The organism is Streptomyces sp. NPDC059900 (genome assembly GCF_050270335.1).
Lineage (GTDB): Bacteria > Actinomycetota > Actinomycetes > Streptomycetales > Streptomycetaceae > Streptomyces.
Genome location: NZ_JBNNJZ010000130.1, coordinates 1 through 17,692, shown reverse-complemented (window position 1 = coordinate 17,692; position 17,692 = coordinate 1). Strand labels below are relative to the sequence as shown.

At 73.3% G+C, this 17,692-nt stretch carries 13 protein-coding genes; 9 read left to right on the top strand and 4 right to left on the bottom strand.

Features of this window, described 5'->3' with window-relative positions; translation table 11 throughout:
• Window positions 1-1,598: bifunctional glycosyltransferase/CDP-glycerol:glycerophosphate glycerophosphotransferase (locus ACQKIP_RS19300; RefSeq protein ID WP_427743539.1), on the bottom strand; the 1,598-nt coding region annotated here is incomplete at its 3' end.
• Between the two features lie 163 nt (window positions 1,599-1,761).
• Between ACQKIP_RS19300 and ACQKIP_RS19295 the strand changes: the two genes are divergently transcribed.
• From ACQKIP_RS19295 to ACQKIP_RS19270, 6 genes are all read left to right on the top strand, one after another.
• The gene (locus tag ACQKIP_RS19295; RefSeq protein WP_365857216.1) at window positions 1,762-5,382 is read left to right on the top strand and encodes a bifunctional glycosyltransferase/CDP-glycerol:glycerophosphate glycerophosphotransferase; all 3,621 of its coding nucleotides are present in this window, start codon (window positions 1,762-1,764) and stop codon (window positions 5,380-5,382) included.
• On the top strand, window positions 5,379-6,938 hold the full coding sequence (locus ACQKIP_RS19290) for a hypothetical protein (RefSeq protein ID WP_427743537.1): 1,560 nt from the start codon (window positions 5,379-5,381) through the stop codon (window positions 6,936-6,938). Before ACQKIP_RS19295 ends, ACQKIP_RS19290 begins: the two co-directional genes overlap by 4 nt.
• A gap of 35 nt (window positions 6,939-6,973) precedes the next feature.
• A complete protein-coding gene (locus ACQKIP_RS19285) occupies window positions 6,974-8,629 on the top strand; it encodes a glycosyltransferase family 2 protein (protein ID WP_365857215.1) in 1,656 nt (551 codons plus the stop codon).
• Window positions 8,630-8,732: 103 nt separating this feature from the next.
• Window positions 8,733-9,716, top strand: coding sequence for a UDP-glucose 4-epimerase GalE (gene galE / locus ACQKIP_RS19280; RefSeq protein WP_365857213.1), 984 nt, complete (start codon window positions 8,733-8,735; stop codon window positions 9,714-9,716).
• A 124-nt stretch (window positions 9,717-9,840) separates the two neighbouring features.
• Window positions 9,841-10,623 carry an ABC transporter ATP-binding protein gene (locus ACQKIP_RS19275; RefSeq protein WP_365857211.1) on the top strand — a complete coding sequence of 261 codons (783 nt, stop codon included), beginning with the start codon at window positions 9,841-9,843 and terminating at the stop codon, window positions 10,621-10,623.
• A complete protein-coding gene (locus tag ACQKIP_RS19270; RefSeq protein WP_365857209.1) occupies window positions 10,620-13,148 on the top strand; it encodes an FtsX-like permease family protein in 2,529 nt (842 codons plus the stop codon). Before ACQKIP_RS19275 ends, ACQKIP_RS19270 begins: the two co-directional genes overlap by 4 nt.
• Window positions 13,149-13,178: 30 nt before the next feature.
• On the opposite strand, the gene ACQKIP_RS19265 is transcribed toward ACQKIP_RS19270, so the two are convergent.
• Window positions 13,179-13,823: a response regulator transcription factor gene (locus ACQKIP_RS19265; RefSeq protein ID WP_365857207.1), complete on the bottom strand. Its 645-nt coding sequence runs from the start codon at window positions 13,821-13,823 to the stop codon at window positions 13,179-13,181.
• Window positions 13,811-14,977 (bottom strand): sensor histidine kinase, encoded by a 1,167-nt coding sequence (locus tag ACQKIP_RS19260; protein ID WP_365857976.1) that lies wholly within the window; start codon window positions 14,975-14,977, stop codon window positions 13,811-13,813. Before ACQKIP_RS19260 ends, ACQKIP_RS19265 begins: the two co-directional genes overlap by 13 nt.
• A 188-nt stretch (window positions 14,978-15,165) precedes the next feature.
• Between ACQKIP_RS19260 and ACQKIP_RS19255 the strand changes: the two genes are divergently transcribed.
• Entirely contained in the window at window positions 15,166-15,336 is a 171-nt protein-coding gene (locus ACQKIP_RS19255) for a hypothetical protein (RefSeq protein ID WP_365857205.1), read from the top strand.
• A 14-nt stretch (window positions 15,337-15,350) separates the two neighbouring features.
• Here ACQKIP_RS19255 and ACQKIP_RS19250 read toward each other — a convergent pair whose 3' ends face one another.
• Window positions 15,351-15,995, bottom strand: coding sequence for a TetR/AcrR family transcriptional regulator (locus ACQKIP_RS19250; RefSeq protein ID WP_365857203.1), 645 nt, complete (start codon window positions 15,993-15,995; stop codon window positions 15,351-15,353).
• A 129-nt stretch (window positions 15,996-16,124) separates the two neighbouring features.
• Here ACQKIP_RS19250 and ACQKIP_RS19245 point away from each other — a divergent pair, with 129 nt between their 5' ends.
• Both ACQKIP_RS19245 and ACQKIP_RS19240 read left to right on the top strand, forming a co-directional pair.
• Complete coding sequence (locus ACQKIP_RS19245) at window positions 16,125-17,045, top strand: ABC transporter permease (protein ID WP_365857201.1); 921 nt, start codon at window positions 16,125-16,127, stop codon at window positions 17,043-17,045.
• On the top strand, window positions 17,038-17,692 hold a 655-nt coding region (locus ACQKIP_RS19240), incomplete at its 3' end, for an ABC transporter ATP-binding protein (RefSeq protein ID WP_427743533.1). The genes ACQKIP_RS19245 and ACQKIP_RS19240, both read left to right, overlap by 8 nt.

Here is a 17,692-nt window from a genome sequence, read left to right as displayed (position 1 = left end):
CCCTTCTGGTAGTCGCGGTGGGTGGGCGCGTAGAGCAGCACCGTGCGCCCGTCCGCGATCCCCAACTCCTCGCGGATCCGGGAGATCTCGTCCGGCGTGGCCGTGAAGTAGACGTCGTTGCGCGGATAGCCCGCCTCCAGGGCCTGGTACGCCGTCGAGGGGTAGACCCGCTCCCAGACCTCCGTGGAGTGCGGGTTCGCGGAGAGGCTGAAGTCCCACTGGTCGGTGTGGTCGAGCACCTTCTGGAAGCTGATGCCGTGCGTGCCCGCAGGGTAGCGGCGCTGGTCGAGGCCCATCTTCTTGAGCGGGGTTCCGTGGTGGGTCTGGAGGTAGACCTGGCCGGGGCGCTTGGTGAAGCCGCCGGGGAAGCTGGAGTTGTTGATCAGATACGTCGCCCTTGCCATCGCCTGCCAGTAGCGCCGTGACCCCTCGACGACGTACTCGACCCCGGCCGGCACGCGGTGCTTGTGCCGGGACGAGACCACCCACACGCCCCTGATGTGCGGGGCCAGTTCGCGGGCCTTGGCGTGGATGGCGGCCGGATTGCAGGAGATCCCGCGGTTCCAGTAGGCGCCGTAGACCGCGAGGTCGGGGTCGAGGGGGCGGCGCAGGTCGGTGCGGTAGGCCAGGCGCATGGCGCGGGCGCGCAGCTTCTTCTTCTGCTGCTTGAGCCTGCGCGTGACGCCGTTCCTGCGGGAGCGGCTCTTGCGCTGCGCTTCGTAGGCGGCGTACGAGGCGGTGGCCAGGGCCTTCTCGCCGGGGGTGGCCGCGGGGTCCGCGGGGCCGTACGTGCGGTAGAGGCGGGCCGCCCCGCGGAAGAAGTCGCGCCGGTCGCGCGGCGTGACGCGTCCGGGGTCGTCGAGCACGGCGAGCAGATGCGCCGCCGCGTGCGGGACGAGCCGGGCCCGGTCGGCCGAGTCGGCGGCGGCAAGCAGCTCTTCGTAGCGCCCGATGACCGCGAAGTGCTCCCGGCCCGGCGTCTTGGCGAAGCTGCCGCCGCGCCGCTCGCGCCAGCGGACGCAGGCCTTGTCCAGGACGGCGGTGCGGCCGCCGGCGGCCAGGGCCGCGCGCCGCACGGGCACCACGTCCTCGTACGCCCCCTCGCTGAACGCGAGCCGCCGCTCCTGCCAGAAACCGCGCCTGAAGACGCGGTTCCAGGCGGCGACGGTGACGGCAAGGGGGTCGCCCGCCAGGTCGTCGCCGCCCGGACGCACGTTCTCCCACCAGTCGACGCGGTCGTGGCCCAGGAGCAGGACGTCCGGGTCGCCGGCCGCGTCCAGGGCTTCGGCGACCGCCTCCAGGGCGCCCGGCAGAAGCAGGTCGTCGCCGTCGAGGAAGAGGAGGTAGTCGCCGGTGGCGCGGTCCGCGCCGATGTTGCGGGCGGGGCCGGGACCGGCGTGCGCCGGGACGCGGACGAGTTGCACGCGCGCGTCGCGTTCCGCACACTCCGCGGCGATCGCGGCGGACGCGTCCGGCGACGCGTCGTCCACGACGATCAGCTCCAGATCGGCGCGGCTCTGGTCGAGCACGGAGTCCAGGCATTCCCTCAGGTAGCCCTGGACGCGATGGGCGGGGACGACAACCGAGAAGCGCGACATGAACACCGAAGGTAGTCACACGGACACGCCCTGTCGAAGACCGCTCCTCACTCATTGGGGTGAAGCCAGGCAAAAAAATTGACGAGAACGGGCAAAGGGGATGAATACGCCCGTACTCCCATGATTACTCCCACGCCCGGGAGCGTACGAAAGGCCGGTCGCCGTGCAGCCCCGTCTCAGCGTCGTCGTGCCCATCTACAACGTCGAGGAGTTTCTGGAGGAGTGCCTGGAATCGATCGCCGGGCAGACCATGGCCGATCTGGAGGCCGTGCTCGTCGACGACGGCTCGACGGACGGCAGCCCGCTGATCGCGCGTGAGTTCGCGGCGAAGGATCCCCGGTTCGTCTATGTGCGCCAGCCGAACGCGGGCCTGAGCGCCGCCCGCAACACCGGGGTGCGGCACGCGACCCCGACCGCCGAGTACCTGACGTTCGTCGACAGCGACGACGTCGTGCCGCACGACGCGTACGCCCGGATGACCGCGAGCCTCGACTCGACGGGGTCCGACTTCGCCAGCGGCAACGTCTGGCGGCTCAACGAGCGCGGGCGCCAGCAGGCCTGGCAGTACAAGTGGCTCACCGAGCCGCGCTCGCGCACGCACATCAGCCGCGACCTCGATCTGCTCGCCGACCGCGTCGCCTGGAACAAGGTCTTCCGGCGCGCCTTCTGGGACCGGCACGGCTTCACCTTCCCCGAGGGCAAGCTCTACGAGGACACGCCCGTCATGATCCCCGCGCACTTCCTCGCGGGCTCCGTGGACGTGCTCAGCGACCACGTCTACTACTGGCGGGTGCGCGAGGGCTCGATCACCCGGCGGCGCACGGACGTCAAGGGCGTGCGCGACCGGATCGCGGCCTGCGCGCACGTCAGCGCCTTCCTCGCCGAGCACGCGCCGGAGATGCGCAAGACGTACGACACGTCCTGCCTGCGCGACGACTTCGTGTACTTCCTCCAGGGTCTTCCGATGGGCGGGCCCGAGTACCGCGCCGCGTTCATGAAGGGCGCGTCGGCGTTCCTGCGCCGCGCGGATCCGGGGGTGATCGCCGGGCTTCCGGTGTCGCTGCGCGTGAAATGGCATCTCGTACGCGAAGGCCGCACCGACGACCTGATCGACCTCCTGACCTTCGAGCAGCGCAACGGGAGCGCGTTCAGGATCCGGGGACTCGTGCGGCGCAGCGCCGTGTATCCGCGCAGCTCGGGCGGTCACATCAAGGTGCCGCAGGAGCTGGCGCGGCTCGGCCGGGGCGAACTGCCGGTCATCGCGCGGGTCCGGGAGGCCGGCTGGGGCGCGGACGGGCTGCTGCGGATCAGCGGCTACGCGTACGTGCGCAACCTGGAGGCGACGCGGCCCGGCCACTCCGTCAAGGCCGCCGTGCTCAAGTCGGCCCACAGCAGGGCCCAGTTGCGCAAGGTCGCCACCCGGACCGTCGCCGCACCGCAGGCCACCGAGAACTCCCGGCAGCAGCTGCACTGCTACGACCTCTCCGGGTTCGAGCTGACCATCGACCCCGAGCAGCTGAAGACGGGCGGCCGGTGGCGGCCCGGCAACTGGCTGCTCGGCGTCCTGGTCGCGGGGCACGGTGCGGTGCGGCGGGCCGCGGTCCGCCCGCTGGACGGTTCGTCCGCGCAGTCGGTCGTGCGCGAACTGGGCGACGGTCTTCGCCTGGTGCTCGGCTTCAGCAAGGGCCGCCTGGTGCTGCGGATCCAGGAGTACGTGGCGCGGGTCGACGCCCATCACAGGGACGGCGACGACATGGTCCTCGGCGGCCACCTGCCGAGCCACCTGCGGCCCACGGCCCTGCGCCTGACGCACAAGCACTCATCGGCGGAGTTCGACTACCCCGTGACGCTCCCCGGCGACGACCGCTTCGACGTCCGGGTGCGGCTCGCGGACCTGGAGGACACCGCACCGACCCCGCACCTGGCGCCCAAGGAGGTCGAGCCCCCGCACGGCGACCGCTGGCAGGCCAACCTGGTGCTGCCGGACGGCAAGCTGAAGTCCCTGGCGGCAACCCTCGACCTGCCGCCCGGCCGCTACACCTCCCGCGAGGGCGACGCCCGCGAGATCTGCGCGTCGGCGAACGACCAGGGCCAACTGGTCATCGAAGTGACCCGGCAGCCGATCGCCGACCGGGTGTCATGGAGCGAGGACGGCACGCTCACGATCGAGGGCACGGTGTCCGACACCAGCTGGCCCACGGCGGAACTGGTGCTGCGCCACAGCGGCAGGGACGAGGAGGTCACCGTCCCGGTGACGCGCGCGGCGGGTCGCTTCCGGGGGGTGGTGGCGCCGGGGGGCGGGGTGCTGCGGGAGGGGCGGTGGTACGCGTTCCTGCGGGAGGCGGGAGGCGGGGAGACGGTCGGGGCCGGGCCGGCGAGGGCGGGCGCGGGCCGCGACGCAGGCGCAGAAACGGACGCAGACGCGCAAGGCGCCTCGCGGCCCGTCGCGGCCCGCGAGGCAAAGCGTTCAGCCGGGCCGCAGGCCGAAGGCGGGCCCCACCCCGCCCACGCCGCGGACGGCATGCCCGTACGGCTGCTCGCCTCGGCGTCCGCCGCTCTGCCGCTCCACCAGGAGGTGGACGGGCGGGAGTTCAGCGTCGACCGGCGGTTCGGGGACCGGCTGCTCGTCGAGGCGGGGTCCGTGCTCGCGCGCGGGGAGCGGGGGGCCTACCGGCGGCACCGGCTGCGTACCGCGCACTATCCGCGGCAGCGCGCCGAGCCGCTGCGGGACGCGGTCCTTTACTTCGACGGGGACTCCCCGCGCGCGGTCCACGAGGAGCTTGCGCGGCGCGGCGCCGACGTCGAGCACCTGTGGGTGACGCAGGACCAGCAGACCCGGGTGCCCGCCGGGGCGACGGGCGTGGAGGAGCACAGTGCCGCCTGGTACGAGGCGCTCGCCCGCTGCCGCCGCATCGTCACCGCGGGCCATCTGCCCGACTTCTTCGAGCGGCGGGAGGGGCAGACCGTCGTACAGACCTGGAACGGCGCGCCCCTCAAGCGCATCGGCACCGACCTCACCGACACTCTCTACGCCGACCACGGCCACCTCGACGCCCTGCCGAAGCTCTCCCGGCAGTGGGACGTGCTCGTCTCCCCGAACCGTTTCTCCACCCCCCACCTGGGCCGCGCGCTCGCCTACGAGGGCGAGGTCATGGAAGCGGGGTCGCCCCGCAACGACGTCCTCTTCTCCGCGGACCGCGGCAAGGTCGCCGAACGCGTCCGCCACGAACTCGGCATCGCCCCGGACAAGAAGGTCGTCCTGTACGCGCCGACCTACCGCGACCACCTCGCCTGCTCCCCCGGCCGCTTCCGCTACGAACCCGCCCTCGACTTCGCGGCGGCCGAGAAGGTGCTCGGCGACGACCACGTCCTGCTCGTACGCAAGCACCCGCTGACGGCGGGCCGCCTGCCCGGAGCCCGGGCGCCCTTCGTGCGCGACGTGTCGTCCCACCCCCGCACGGCCGAACTCCTGCTGATCGCCGACGTCCTCGTGACGGACTACTCCTCGCTGATGTTCGACTTCGCGCACACGGGCCGTCCGATGCTCTTCCACGCCTACGACCTGGAGCACTACCGCGACACGGTCCGCGGCTTCTACCTCGACTTCGAGACCAGCGCGCCGGGACCGCTGCTCGCCTCCACCGGCGAGGTCGTCGAGGCGCTGCGCGACCTGGACTCGCTCACGACCCGGCACGCGGACGCGTACGCGGCGTTCCGCGATGCCTACTGCGACCTGGACGACGGACAGGCCGCGGCCCGGGTCGCGGAGAGGCTCATGCGATGACCATGGCCACGCGCGGAGCCGGGCTCCGCACGCGCCGCGAGGCCCACGGCGCGACGGCCCTGCACGGACGCAGGCGCTGGCGGCCGAGTCCCTACGTCGTGTTCGGCGGGCTCTTCTGGATCGTCATGTCGCTCGCCTTCTGGCGGGTTCCGATGTGCTGCGACTTCGGACAGCACGCGGCGGTCGTCGAGCGCCTCAAGGACAACCTGCTGCACCCGCGCCACCCGATGGCGGACCTGCCGGGCGCGGGCAGCCCGTACTACTCGCCGTACGCGGTGGCGCAGGGCCTCTTCGCGCGGCTGACGGGCCTCGCGGGCTGGGAGGTCGTGAAGCTCGCGGGGCCGCTGAACCTGCTGGTGCTCCTGACGGGCCTCGGTCGTTTCGTCCGGGTCCTGACGTCACGTCAGTGGGCGCCCGTCCTTGCCCTGTTCGCCATGGTGGTGCTCTGGGGCACCCGGATGGCGTGGTGGAGCGGCTACCTCGGCCTGATGTCGATGACGGGGAACCTCGCGTATCCGTCGACGTTCGCGATCGGCCTGGCGTTCTGGGCGTGGGGGTGGGCGGGTTCGCTCGCGAAATCCCCGCGGGGTCCTTGGGCGTACGTGGGTCTCGGCGCGCTCTGCGGGGTGATCCTGCTGGTCCACCCGATCTCGTCGGTGGCCGCGGTGATCGGCGTCGTGGCGTTCGCGGCCTCGTCCCGGCGCCCCGTCCCCGGGCTGTGGAAATGGGCGCTGACCGCCGTGACGGCGGCGGTGATCGCGGCGAGCTGGCCGTACTACTCCGTGTTCTCCCTGGTCGGGAACGAGAGCGTCGACTGGATCCACCGGCAGCTCTACACCGAGATGCCGCAGAGATTCTGGCTGGCCCTGCTCGGCCTGCCCGCCCTCGCCCTGCGGTTCCGCGCGAACCGCCGCGACCCCCTGGTCTTGATGTTCGCCCTGGACTGCGCGGTCGTGGCGTACGGCTGGTTCAGCGGCCACTACACCTACGGCCGCATCCTGGGCCTGACCCTCGTCCCGCTCCAGTTCGCCCTCGCGATCGAACTCGCGGCGCCACGGCCCTGGCGCCGGTGGCGGACGGCCCTTGGGGGCCTCGCGGCCACCGGGGCGGCCGTCGGCTTCTTCACGCTCCAGGCGGGAGCGGTCGTGCCGCGCGCCCTGGACCCGGTGGGCTTCGACCAGCCTCCGCGCTGGCCCGGCTACGGCTGGGCGGTGAGCCAGATGCACCGGGGGGACGTCGTCCTGACCGACGGCTACTACCCCACCCGCTCCGTCCCGGCGTACGGCGCCAACCTCGTCGCGCCCGCCTGGCCGGACACCTCCCTGGACGAGGACACGCGCAACCACCGCCTCCAGGAGGTGCGCGACTACCTCTCCCCCGACGCGGACCGCGCCGAGCGCACCCGGATCGTCCGCCGCTACGACGTCCGCTGGCTGCTCCTCTCGCCCGACCAGAAGGTGCCGGAGGAAGCGGTGGTGGTGGCGTGGGGGCCGCGGACGGGCGAGGTCCTCGCGCGCGTGAGCGGCAGAGACACGAACCGGCAGAAGACCCCCTAATCGGATAATTACTGGCAACCTCTAAAATTTCCCCCGTGGACCTCATTCTGTCTCCCCCGCCCCCGTCGCCCCGGGTCTGCGTCGTCGTGATCGGCTACAACGACGCCGCGCACGTCGCGGACGCCGTGCGCTCGGCCCTCGCCCAGGGTCCCGCCGTCCGCGAGGTGATCGCCGTCGACGACTGCTCCACGGACGGCAGCGGCGAGGTGCTCGCGGCCCTCGCGCGCAAGGACCCGCGCGTCAAGCCCGTGCGCCGCGCCGCCAACAGCGGCGGCTGCGGCACGCCCCGCAACGACGGCATCGAGGCCACCACATCCCCCTACGTGATGTTCCTCGACAGCGACGACGTGCTGCCGGCGGGCGCGGTGGACGCCCTCCTCAAGGCCGCCGCACGGCACGACGCCGAGGTGGTCACCGGCCTGTGCGTACGCCGCGAACTGCCCTCCGGACGCGAGAGCCCCTGGCAGCCCATGCTCTACACGAAGGACCGGCTCATCGCCCGTCCCGAGCTGCGCACCCGCCTGGTCCACGACACCCTCTGCGTCAACAAGCTCTACCGCACCGACTTCCTGCGCAAGCACGCCGTGCGCTTCCCCGAGGGCCGCTTCACGTACGAGGACTTCGTCTTCACGGCCCGCGTCCTCGCGGCGGGCCCGCGCATCGCGCTGATCACCGACCCCGTCTACGTCTGGAACGTGCGCCGCACGGCCGCCAAGCTGTCGATCTCCCTGGACCGCTCGGGCATCGGCAACTGGAAGGCCCGCATGGAGGCCCACCGCATGTCGGTCGACATCCTCCGCGACGCGCGGAGCCCGTCGGGCACGGCGGGCAAGCGGCTCGCGCAGGCATCGCGCGCGAAGTTCGTCGACCACAGCCTGCGGATGTACGCGCGTGAGCTCACCGCACGCAGCCCCGAGTACCGCAAGGAGTGGTGGACGGCCACCCGCGCCTACCTCGCGACCTTCGACACCGCCGACCTGGACGCGGCCCCCGCCCCCGGCAGGGTCATCGCCCGCGTGATCCTCGCCTCCCCCGAGCCGCGCGACCTGACCCGCCTCCAGGAGGTGGCCGCCCGCCCCGCACGCCTCTCGCCGCCCTACGCCAGGGCGCCCGACGGCACCACGCCGATCTGGTCCCCCGACCTCCCGCAGGTCACCCTGGAACACCTCCGCGTACGCCCCATCCGCCTGCTCCCCCTCGCGGTGGACGCCGAACTGCGCCCCCGCGCGCACGGCAGCCGCCTGACGCTGCGGCTGCACGAGCTGTACGGACGGGTGGCCGACGCGGGCCCGACCACGGTCGACGTGGAACTCGTCCCGCGGGGCGGCGACGGCCCGGTGCTGCGCCGCACCACGGCCCTCAACCCCGTCGACTCCGGGGACGCGGAGGAGACGGACAGCTGGGTGACCCGGGTCGTCCTCGACCTCGGCTCGCTCGGCGGCGGCGTATGGGACCTGCGGCTGCGCCTCCACTTCCGCGACGGGACGGCGCGCGAGACCACGGCACGGGCGGTCCCCGGCCCGGGACTGCTGCGGCGCACGGCACTGCCCTCGCTGCGGGGCCTGCTCCTCGCCCAGCCGTACGCCACCCAGGCCGGGAACCTCGCGGTGCGGCTCGCACCGGGGATGCGGGGCGTGGCGGGGGTGGTGCGCAGGCGCCTCGCGCGCTGGACGGGCAGCGGCAGGCGCTGACGCGGCCCGTACCCGGGGCTCTGCGAGACTGCACCTCCGGCCGAAGACGACGCACGACACCGTTCGCGACGACACGACACGACAGGGGAAGGGGCCACTGACGATGACCTGGCTGATCACCGGCGGCGCCGGATACATCGGGGCCCACGTGGTCCGCGCCATGACGGAGGCGGGCGAGCGGGCCGTGGTCTACGACGACCTGTCCACGGGCATTGCCGAGCGCGTCCCCCGGGGCGTGCCGCTGGTGACCGGCTCGACGCTGGACGCGGACCTGCTGTCCCGCACGCTGACGGAGCACGCGATCACCGGTGTCGTGCACCTGGCGGGGAAGAAGCAGGTCGGCGAGTCGGTCCAGCTGCCGCTGCACTACTACCACGAGAACGTGGAGGGCCTGCGGGTCCTGCTCTCGGCGGTGGCGGAAGCGGGCGTCGCCTCGTTCGTCTTCTCCTCGTCGGCCGCGGTGTACGGCATGCCCGACGTGGACCTGGTGACGGAGGAGACCCCCTGCCTCCCGATGAGCCCGTACGGCGAGACGAAGCTGGCCGGCGAGTGGCTGGTCCGCGCGACGGGCCGGGCGCACGGCCTGTCGACGGCGTCCCTGCGGTACTTCAACGTGGCGGGCGCGGCGGGCCCCGACCTGGCCGACACGGGCGTCTTCAACCTGATCCCGATGGTCTTCGAGAAGCTCACGGACGGCGAGTCCCCGCGCGTCTTCGGCGCGGACTACCCGACTCCGGACGGTACGTGCGTACGCGACTACATCCACGTCGCCGACCTCGCGGAGGCCCATGTGGCGACGGCCCGCAAGCTGGCCACGGCACCGCGCGGCACCGACCTGACGCTCAACATCGGCCGCGGCGAGGGCGTCTCGGTCCAGGAGATGGCCACCCTGATCAACGCAGTCACCGGCTACGACCGTCCGGCCACCGTGGCCGCCCGCCGTCCCGGCGACCCGGCCCGCGTCGTGGCATCGGCGGACCGCATCGCCGCCGAACTCGGCTGGTCGGCCAAGCGGGACGTGCGCGAGATGGTCGCGTCGGCCTGGGCGGGGTGGGTCCGGTCGCATCCGGGGTCCGGGCGGGAGTAACCGCCGGGGTCCGTGGTGGACCCTGCTACACCCCCGGTCCGGTACCGCGCTCCCTCGTCCCCGCGCCCCCCGCTGCCTAGCGTTTTCCACGGAAGCGGCAGGCGGTGCGAGGGAGTTCCCGGAGATGTTCAGACGGCAAGGTTCCACGGCGGGAACCCTGGAGGGCGGCCCGTCGGGCGGGGCCGACGCGCTCCTCCTCGACGGGGTCACCCGGACCTACCGGCGCGGCGGACCCGCCGCGCTCGCACCCCTCCATCTCGCCCTGCCCCGCGGCAGGTTCCTCGCCGTGATGGGGCCCTCCGGGTCCGGCAAGTCCACGCTGTTGCAGTGCGCGGCCGGGCTCGACCGGCCGAGCGCCGGAACCGTACGCATCGGGGGCACGGACATCGGCTCCCTCAAGGAGGCCGCCCTCACCCGGCTGCGGCGCGAGCGCGTCGGGTTCGTGTTCCAGGCGCACAATCTCGTGCCGTCGCTCAGCGTCGCCGAGAACGTCGCCCTGCCGCTGCTCCTGGGCGGCGAGCCCGACGAAGGCCGCGTCTCGCTCGGCCTCGCCGAGGTCGGGCTCGGTGACCGCGGCGACGACCGCCCCGCCGAACTCTCCGGCGGCCAGCAGCAACGCGTGGCCATCGCCCGCGCCCTGGTCACCCGCCCGGAGGTCGTCTTCGCCGACGAGCCGACCGGTGCCCTCGACCCCGTGACCGCGCACGGCGTGCTCGCGCTGCTGCGCCAGGCCGTCGACCAGGACGGCCACACCGTGGTGATGGTGACCCACGACCCGGCCGCGGCGGCCTGGGCGGACGAGGCGCTGTTCCTCTCCGCCGGGCACGTGGCCGCCCGGCTCCACCGGCCGGACAGCGCACAAGTGGGCGCCGTCATGCGGGACCTGGGCCGGCAGGCGGCGGCATGAGCGACCACCGGAACGTCACCGGGCTCCTCGCCTCGCGCGCCGCCCGCATGCACCGCAAGGCCTGGGCCGCGGTCTTCGCCGCGCTTGCCCTCACCTCCCTCCTCCTGGGCTCCTTCGGCCTGGCGCTCGCGTCGGCGGGACTCGGGCACGCGCGAGTGGAGCGCTATGCCGCCGCCGACCTCGTCGTCACCGGCGACCAGAGCACCCGCTTCACGGCCAAGCCGTGGGGCAGCGATCCCGAGACGGCGACGGCGGGCCTGACCGAGCGGGTGCGGGTTCCGCGGGCGGCGCTCGCGGCGGTGCGCGAGGTCTCCGGGGTCCGTTCGGCCGTCGCGGACGAGGTCTTCCGGGTGGGTGTGCGGGGCGGGGCGGCGACCGGACGTCCGTGGCCCGCCGCCCGGTTGGCTCCGCACGCCCTACGGGACGGGGGCGGGCCCGAGCACGCCCGCGAGGTCGTCGTGGGCGAGGGGACGGCCCGCGTCGGTGACCGGATCACGGTCCGCACGTCCGGCAGCGACACCACGTACGAGGTGACCGGGGTCGCCGAAGGCCCCCGCGCCGCTGTCTACTTCACCTCTCCCGAGGCGCGCCGCCTGGCCGGCCACCCCGGATCGGTGGCGGCGATAGGCGTCACGGCGGACCCCGGCACCAGCACATCCACGCTCCACGCGCGCGTGCGCCGCGCCCTGGACACGGCGGACCTCAAGAGCGTGGGCCACCGGGCGGACGGGGACGGGGCCGGGCTGCGCGTCCTGACGGGGAACGGGCGCGGCGGCGCCGAGTTCCTCCAGGTCGCCCCCGCCCGCGCGGGCATGCTCGCGCTGCTGGCTTCCGTGGCTGCCACCGTCGTGCTCATCGCGCTGCTCGTCGTGTCGTCGACGATCGTGCAGGCGCTCCAGCAACGCTCTCGTGAGCTGGGCCTGTTGCGGGCGGTCGGTGCGACGCCTCGGCAGCTGCGGGGCGCGGTGGGGCGCGAGGCGGGGCGGGTCGCGGTGGTGGCGGCGCTGGTGGGGGCGGTCGCGGCGATACCCGCCTTCGCCGGTCTCCGCGCGCTCCTCGACGCCCGCGGTGCGATGCCGCCGGGGATGGAACTCCCGCTCCCCCTGTGGCTGTTGCCCGCCCCGCTGGTGACGGCGGGCCTGACGGTCCTCGCCGCCCGCCTGGCGGCGCTGATCGCGTGCGCGCGGACGGCGAAGGTGCGGCCCGCGGAGGCGTTGCGCGAGGCGTCGCCCGGTACGGCCCGCAAGGTCACCGGGTTGGTGCTGCTGTTCCTGGGCGCGAGCTCGGCGGGCACGGCCACGCTCCAGCGCGGGGAGACGGCGGCGGCCGCCGCCGGTGCGGCGGCGGTCGTCCTGGTCATCGGGTGCGCGCTGCTCGGCCCGTGGATCGCGGAGGGGGCGATGCGGGTGCTCGGGGCGCCGATGCGGCGCTTCGGCGGCCCGGGTGGCCACCTCGCGGCGGCCAACTGCACCGCGTCGGCACGACGCCTTGGGGCGGCGATCACTCCGGTCGTCCTGGTGACGGCGTTCGTCCTGGTCCAGCTCTCCGCCGGTACGACGATGACGCACGCGGCGGGCGCGCAGGCGCGGGACGCGGCGCGGGCGGACTTCGCGGTGACCGCGGAGGGCGGCCTGGCCGAGGGCACGCTGGAGCGGGTCCGCCGTGCGCCCGGCGTGCGGGCCGCGACCGCCGTCACGCGGAGCACGGTGGTCCTGGCCCGCCGCGAGACGGGCTCGCCCCGCCTGGACCGCGTGCCCGCGCTCGGCGTCACGCCGGGCGGCCTCGCACGGACACTGGACCCGGGTGTCCGGGACGGCGACCTCGGCAAGCTGCGCCCCGGCACGGTGGCACTGGGCCGGGACCAGGCACGCGCCCTGGACGCGGGCCCTGGCTCGACGGTGACGGTGCGCTTCGGGGACGGAATCGAGGCGCGGCTGCGGGTGGTGGCAACGTACGACCGGGAACTGGCCCTTGGCGGCTTCCTCTTCTCCCACGAGCAACTGCTCGGCCACACGTCGGCACCGACCCGCATCCTGGTCACGGCGACCGGCACCACCCCCGCCGCGCTCCGTGCGGCGGCCCCCGGTGCGCGGGTGGAGGCGAACCCCGCCCCCGAACGCCTCGAACCGGAGGACCGGGCGCTTGGCGAGGTGGTGACCGTGGCGGCGCTCGGCGCGATCGGCGGCTTCACGGTCATCGCCGTCCTGAGCACGCTCTGCCTCATCACCGTCGGCCGCCGCCCCGAACTCTCCCTCCTGCGCCTCGCCGGGGCGGGACGGTCCCAACTCCGCCGCATGCTGGGCCTGGAGGCGGCAGCCTCGGCCCTGACGGGCCTCACCGTGGGCGCCGCGGTGGCCTCGGTCCCGCTCCTGGCCTTCAGCGCGGCGGTAGCCCGCACGGTGCCGCACGTCGCGGCGTCGCAGGCGGGGCTCGTGGCTCTGGTCATCGCGGCCACGACGGCCGCGGGCACGTTCCCGCCGGCCCGCCGGGCGCTGCGGGGCCGCTACCCCTCACAGGGGCGCTAGCGGTCCGAACAGGCCCCGGAAAGAGCAGCCCTACCCACGGTTCAAATGGGCCAGCACAGCAAGGACCCTGCGATGCCCGCTGTCACTGGGCGGCAGCCCAAGCTTCGCGAAGACGTTGCCGATGTGCTTGCTGACCGCGCGGTCGGACACCACCAGGGACGACGCGATCGTCGCGTTGTCCCGCCCCTCCGCCATCAGCTGGAGCACCTCCCGCTCCCGCGGCGTCAGCGAGTCCAGGGGGTCGTCCCGCCGCCGGGTCAAGAGCTCCGTGACCACCTCGGGATCCAACGCGGTCCCGCCCCCGGCAACCCGCTCCAGCGCGTCGAGGAACTCGTCGACCCGCCCCACCCGGTCCTTCAGCAGGTAGCCCACACCGCTCGCGCCCCCGCCCAGCAGCTCAGCCGCGTACGTCTCCTCCACGTACTGCGAAAGGACGAGCACCGGAAGCCCGGGAATCTCCTCGCGGGCCGCAAGCGCGGCCCGCAGCCCCTCGTCACGGAACCCCGGCGGCATCCGCACGTCGAGCACGGCGACATCCGGACGGTGGGCGACGAGCGCCGGCAGCACCTCGGGCCCGCTCGCGGCCACCGCCACCACCTCGTGCCCCGCGGAGGACAGCAGGAGCACCATCCCCTCCCGCAGCAACGCGTTGTCCTCGGCGATCACCACACGCACGGCAGCTCCACTTCGATCACGGTCGGCCCCCCGACGGGACTCACCACTTCCACGGTCCCGTCGAGCGCGGCGACCCGGCGCCGCATGCCCAGCAGCCCACTGCCGCCCGCGTCATCGGCCCCGCCCCGCCCCTCGTCACGTACCGAGATCCTCAACACCGCGCCACCACGGGAAAGTTCCACCGAGGCCTTCTCCGCACCGCTGTGTTTGGCGGCGTTCGTCAGCGCCTCGGCGATCACGAAGTACGCCGCCGCTTCCACGGCGGCGGGAGCCCGCGGCCCCTCATCGACCCCCTCCGCTCGCACCGACACATCGAGCCCGCTGCTCGCGGCCAGCGCCCGCACCGCCCCCACCAGACCCCGGTCCGTCAGGATCGGCGGATGGATGCCGCGTACGACGTGCCGGAGCTCGGTCAGGGCCTCGTCGGCCTGGTCCTGCGCGTCGGCGAGGAGTTTGCGCGCCGCCTCGGGGTCCTTGTCGAAGGCCCGCCGCGCGAGCCCCACCCGCATCGACATCGCGACGAGCCGCGCCTGCGTCCCGTCGTGCAGGTCCCGCTCGATGCGCCGCAGTTCGGCGCCGTGCGCGGCGACGGCCCCGGCCCGCGTGACGGTCAGCTCCTCCACCCGCTCGGAGAGCCGCGCGGCCCGCTCCGCCTCCGGCGATGCCCGCAGCAGCGCCCCCGACCAGGCCGCCTCCAGATCCGCGATGCGCGCGACCAGCGGAAGCACCACCGCCCGGCGGCCGAGCAGCCCGCACCACACGCCGTCGACCAGCATCCCGACGATGAACACCGGCAGCGCGACGTACAGCAGCAGCCACCCGTAGACGAAGTGCAGGCCGAGCCAGCGCAGATCGCGGTACGTCGCCGGGTCGGTGACCCCCGCCCGCACACGCCGGCCGAGCGTGCCGGTCAGCGGCACGTACGCCTCGGGTATCGCGCTGCCCGTCCAGAGGGCCACGCGGCGCCGCTTGAAGCCGGCCATCCTGCGCAGCATGAGCACCGTCTCGGGCAGGACGCCCGCGCCGACGACGGTGAGCGTCAGGACAAGGGTGAGCAGGACGACGCCGATGAAGAGGTACGACGCCAGGGAGAGCAACGCCGCCGCGCCCAGCTGTTCCAGGGCCCGTTCCGTCCGCCGCAGCGTCTCCCGCATGGTCATGGGTCATGAGGCTATGCGACCCCGCTCGCACACGCGGGCGAGGCCGCTCCCCGGTGGATGGTGTAGTGCGCTACACCCCCGGTCCGGGAGAGCACACCATCGTCATGCCGCCCCGGCTCGGGCAGAGTTGATCACACGGCGCACACCACGCCGAAGCGCACACCACACGGAAAGGCCCCGCCATGAAGGCCCTGCTCTGGCTCGTCCTCGCGATCGCCCTCGTCGCCAACATCTCCACCAGCTTCGCCTTCGACGGCGTACAGCAGGTCCTGATCAGCGTCTGCACCGGCATCGCGACGATCGGCTCGGGCATCGCCCTGTTCGTGATGCGCGAGAGGCACCCGCAGAACTGACCGCCCCGGCCTCCTCACAACGCCCGCAGCGCCGCCGCCGTAGCCGTGGCGAGACTGCCCAGGTACCCCTTGGGCAGCTCGGCCCGCACCACCACGGACCGCCAGTAGAGCGGCCCCGACACCAGGTCGAGGGCAAGGTCCTCGTCGACCCCGTCCCGCACCTCGCCCCGCGCGACAGCGGCCCGCACGATGCCGTTCGCCACCCCGTGCTGACCCTCCCGCAGCGCCTTCTGCATGGCCTCGGCGATCTCCGGGTTGCGTGCCGCCTCCGCCTGGAGATCCGGGATCACCTGCGAGGCCACGGGATGCCGCAGGGCACGCGACGTCACCTCGTACAGCAGCCGCAGATCCCCCTCCAGGGACCCGCTGTCCGGCATCGGCAGGCCCTGGACCGCTATCGCCGACACCAGGTCGAGCACGAGATGCAGCTTGGAGCGCCAGCGCCGGTAGACGGCGGTCTTGCCGACGCCCGCGCGGCGCGCGATGCCCTCGATGGACATGCGCGCGTACCCGACCGCCGCGAGCTCCTCGAAGACGGCGGCCCTGATGGCCTCGGTCACGTCCTCGCGCAGCACCGCGGCCCCGGCGGGCGCCCTGCGGCGCGGCTGCTCACCCGACTGCTCGCGCGACTGTTCATCTCCTGGCCTGCTCGTCGTCATACGGACAGCATAGAACGTGACGACGATACGGTTGCGTTCCGACGTTGCTTGGTCCTACTCTCGACGTGACGACGATACGGACCCGTCCCGACGTCGTAACCCCACGGCTCCCGAGTGAAAGCAGCGGACGTGAGTCAGGTCATCGACGCCCCACCGGCCCCGCCCCGCCCCGCGGCCACCGCGCCCGACCCGGCCGAGCTCGCCGCCCTGCACGGCCTGAGCGTCAGCGGCGCCCGCCCCACGCTCCCCGCCTACGTCCGGCAGCTGTGGCAGCGCCGCCACTTCATCACCGCCTTCGCGACCGCCAAGCTCACCGCCCAGTACAGCCAGGCGAAGCTCGGCCAGCTCTGGCAGGTGATGACCCCGCTCCTGAACGCGGCGGTCTACTACTTCATCTTCGGCCTGCTGATGGACACCAGGCACGACGTCCCGGACTACGTCCCGTTCCTGGTCACCGGCGTCTTCGTCTTCACGTTCACGCAGAGCTCGGTGATGGCGGGCACCCGCGCCATCGCCGGCAACCTCGGCCTGGTGCGGGCCCTGCACTTCCCGCGGGCCGCGCTGCCGGTCTCCTTCAGCCTCCAGCAGCTCCAGCAGCTGCTGTTCTCCATGGGCGCGCTGGTCGTGATCCTGCTCTGCTTCGGCGTGCCGCCGGCGCTCTCCTGGTTCCTGGTCCTGCCGGTCCTCGCGCTCCAGTTCACGTTCAACACGGGCCTGGCCCTCGTCATGGCCCGCCTGGGCAGCAGGACCCCGGACATCGCCCAGCTGATGCCGTTCGTGCTGCGCACGTGGATGTACGTGTCCGGCGTGATGTGGAGCATCGACGCGGTCCTGAAGGACCAGCACCTGCCGCACGCGCTCCAGGTCCTCCTGGAGTGCAATCCCGCCGCGATCTACATCGACCTGATGCGCTTCGCGCTCATCGACAGCTTCCACGCGGACCAGCTCCCGCACCACGTATGGGCGTGGGCCGTCGGCTGGGCGCTGCTCGCCGGAGTGGGCGGGTTCATCTACTTCTGGAAAGCAGAGGAGACGTACGGCCGTGGCTGAAACGACAGCAACCCCCGCAAGCACAGATCTCCCCGCCCCCACCGCCGCCCCCACGGTCATCGTCGACGAGGTCGACATCGTCTACCGGGTGCACGGCGCCGGATCCCCCGCGGGCCGCGGCAGCGCGACCGCCGCCCTGGGCCGCATCCTCAAGCGGGGCAAGGGCCGCGAGGAGTCCGGCGTGCGCAAGGTGCACGCCGTCAAGAAGGTCTCCTTCACCGCCCGCAAGGGCGAGGCCATCGGCCTGATCGGCACGAACGGCTCGGGCAAGTCGACCCTCCTGAAGGCGATCGCGGGCCTGCTGCCCGTCGAGAACGGCCGCATCTTCACCGACGGCCAGCCCTCGCTCCTGGGCGTGAACGCGGCCCTGATGAACGACCTGACCGGCGAGCGCAACGTCCGCCTCGGCGGCCTGGCGATGGGCATGTCCCCGCAGCAGGTCCAGGAGCGCTACCAGGAGATCGTCGACTTCTCCGGCATCAACGAGAAGGGCGAGTTCATCACGCTCCCCATGCGTACGTACTCCTCCGGCATGGCCGCCCGCCTGCGCTTCTCCATCGGCTCCGCCAAGGACCACGACGTGCTCCTCATCGACGAGGCCCTTGCGACCGGCGACCGCTCCTTCCAGAAGCGCTCGGAGGCCCGCA

Bases quoted from the DNA above. Each gene is read 5' to 3' on its own strand.
- ACQKIP_RS19275 (WP_365857211.1), top strand. From the start codon at position 9,841: ATGTTCAGACGGCAAGGTTCCACGGCGGGAACCCTGGAGGGCGGCCCG.
- ACQKIP_RS19260 (WP_365857976.1), bottom strand. From the start codon at position 14,977: ATGCGGGAGACGCTGCGGCGGACGGAACGGGCCCTGGAACAGCTGGGC.
- ACQKIP_RS19290 (WP_427743537.1), top strand. From the start codon at position 5,379: ATGACCATGGCCACGCGCGGAGCCGGGCTCCGCACGCGCCGCGAGGCC.
- galE (WP_365857213.1), top strand. From the start codon at position 8,733: ATGACCTGGCTGATCACCGGCGGCGCCGGATACATCGGGGCCCACGTG.
- ACQKIP_RS19255 (WP_365857205.1), top strand. From the start codon at position 15,166: ATGAAGGCCCTGCTCTGGCTCGTCCTCGCGATCGCCCTCGTCGCCAAC.
- ACQKIP_RS19270 (WP_365857209.1), top strand. From the start codon at position 10,620: ATGAGCGACCACCGGAACGTCACCGGGCTCCTCGCCTCGCGCGCCGCC.
- ACQKIP_RS19250 (WP_365857203.1), bottom strand. From the start codon at position 15,995: ATGACGACGAGCAGGCCAGGAGATGAACAGTCGCGCGAGCAGTCGGGT.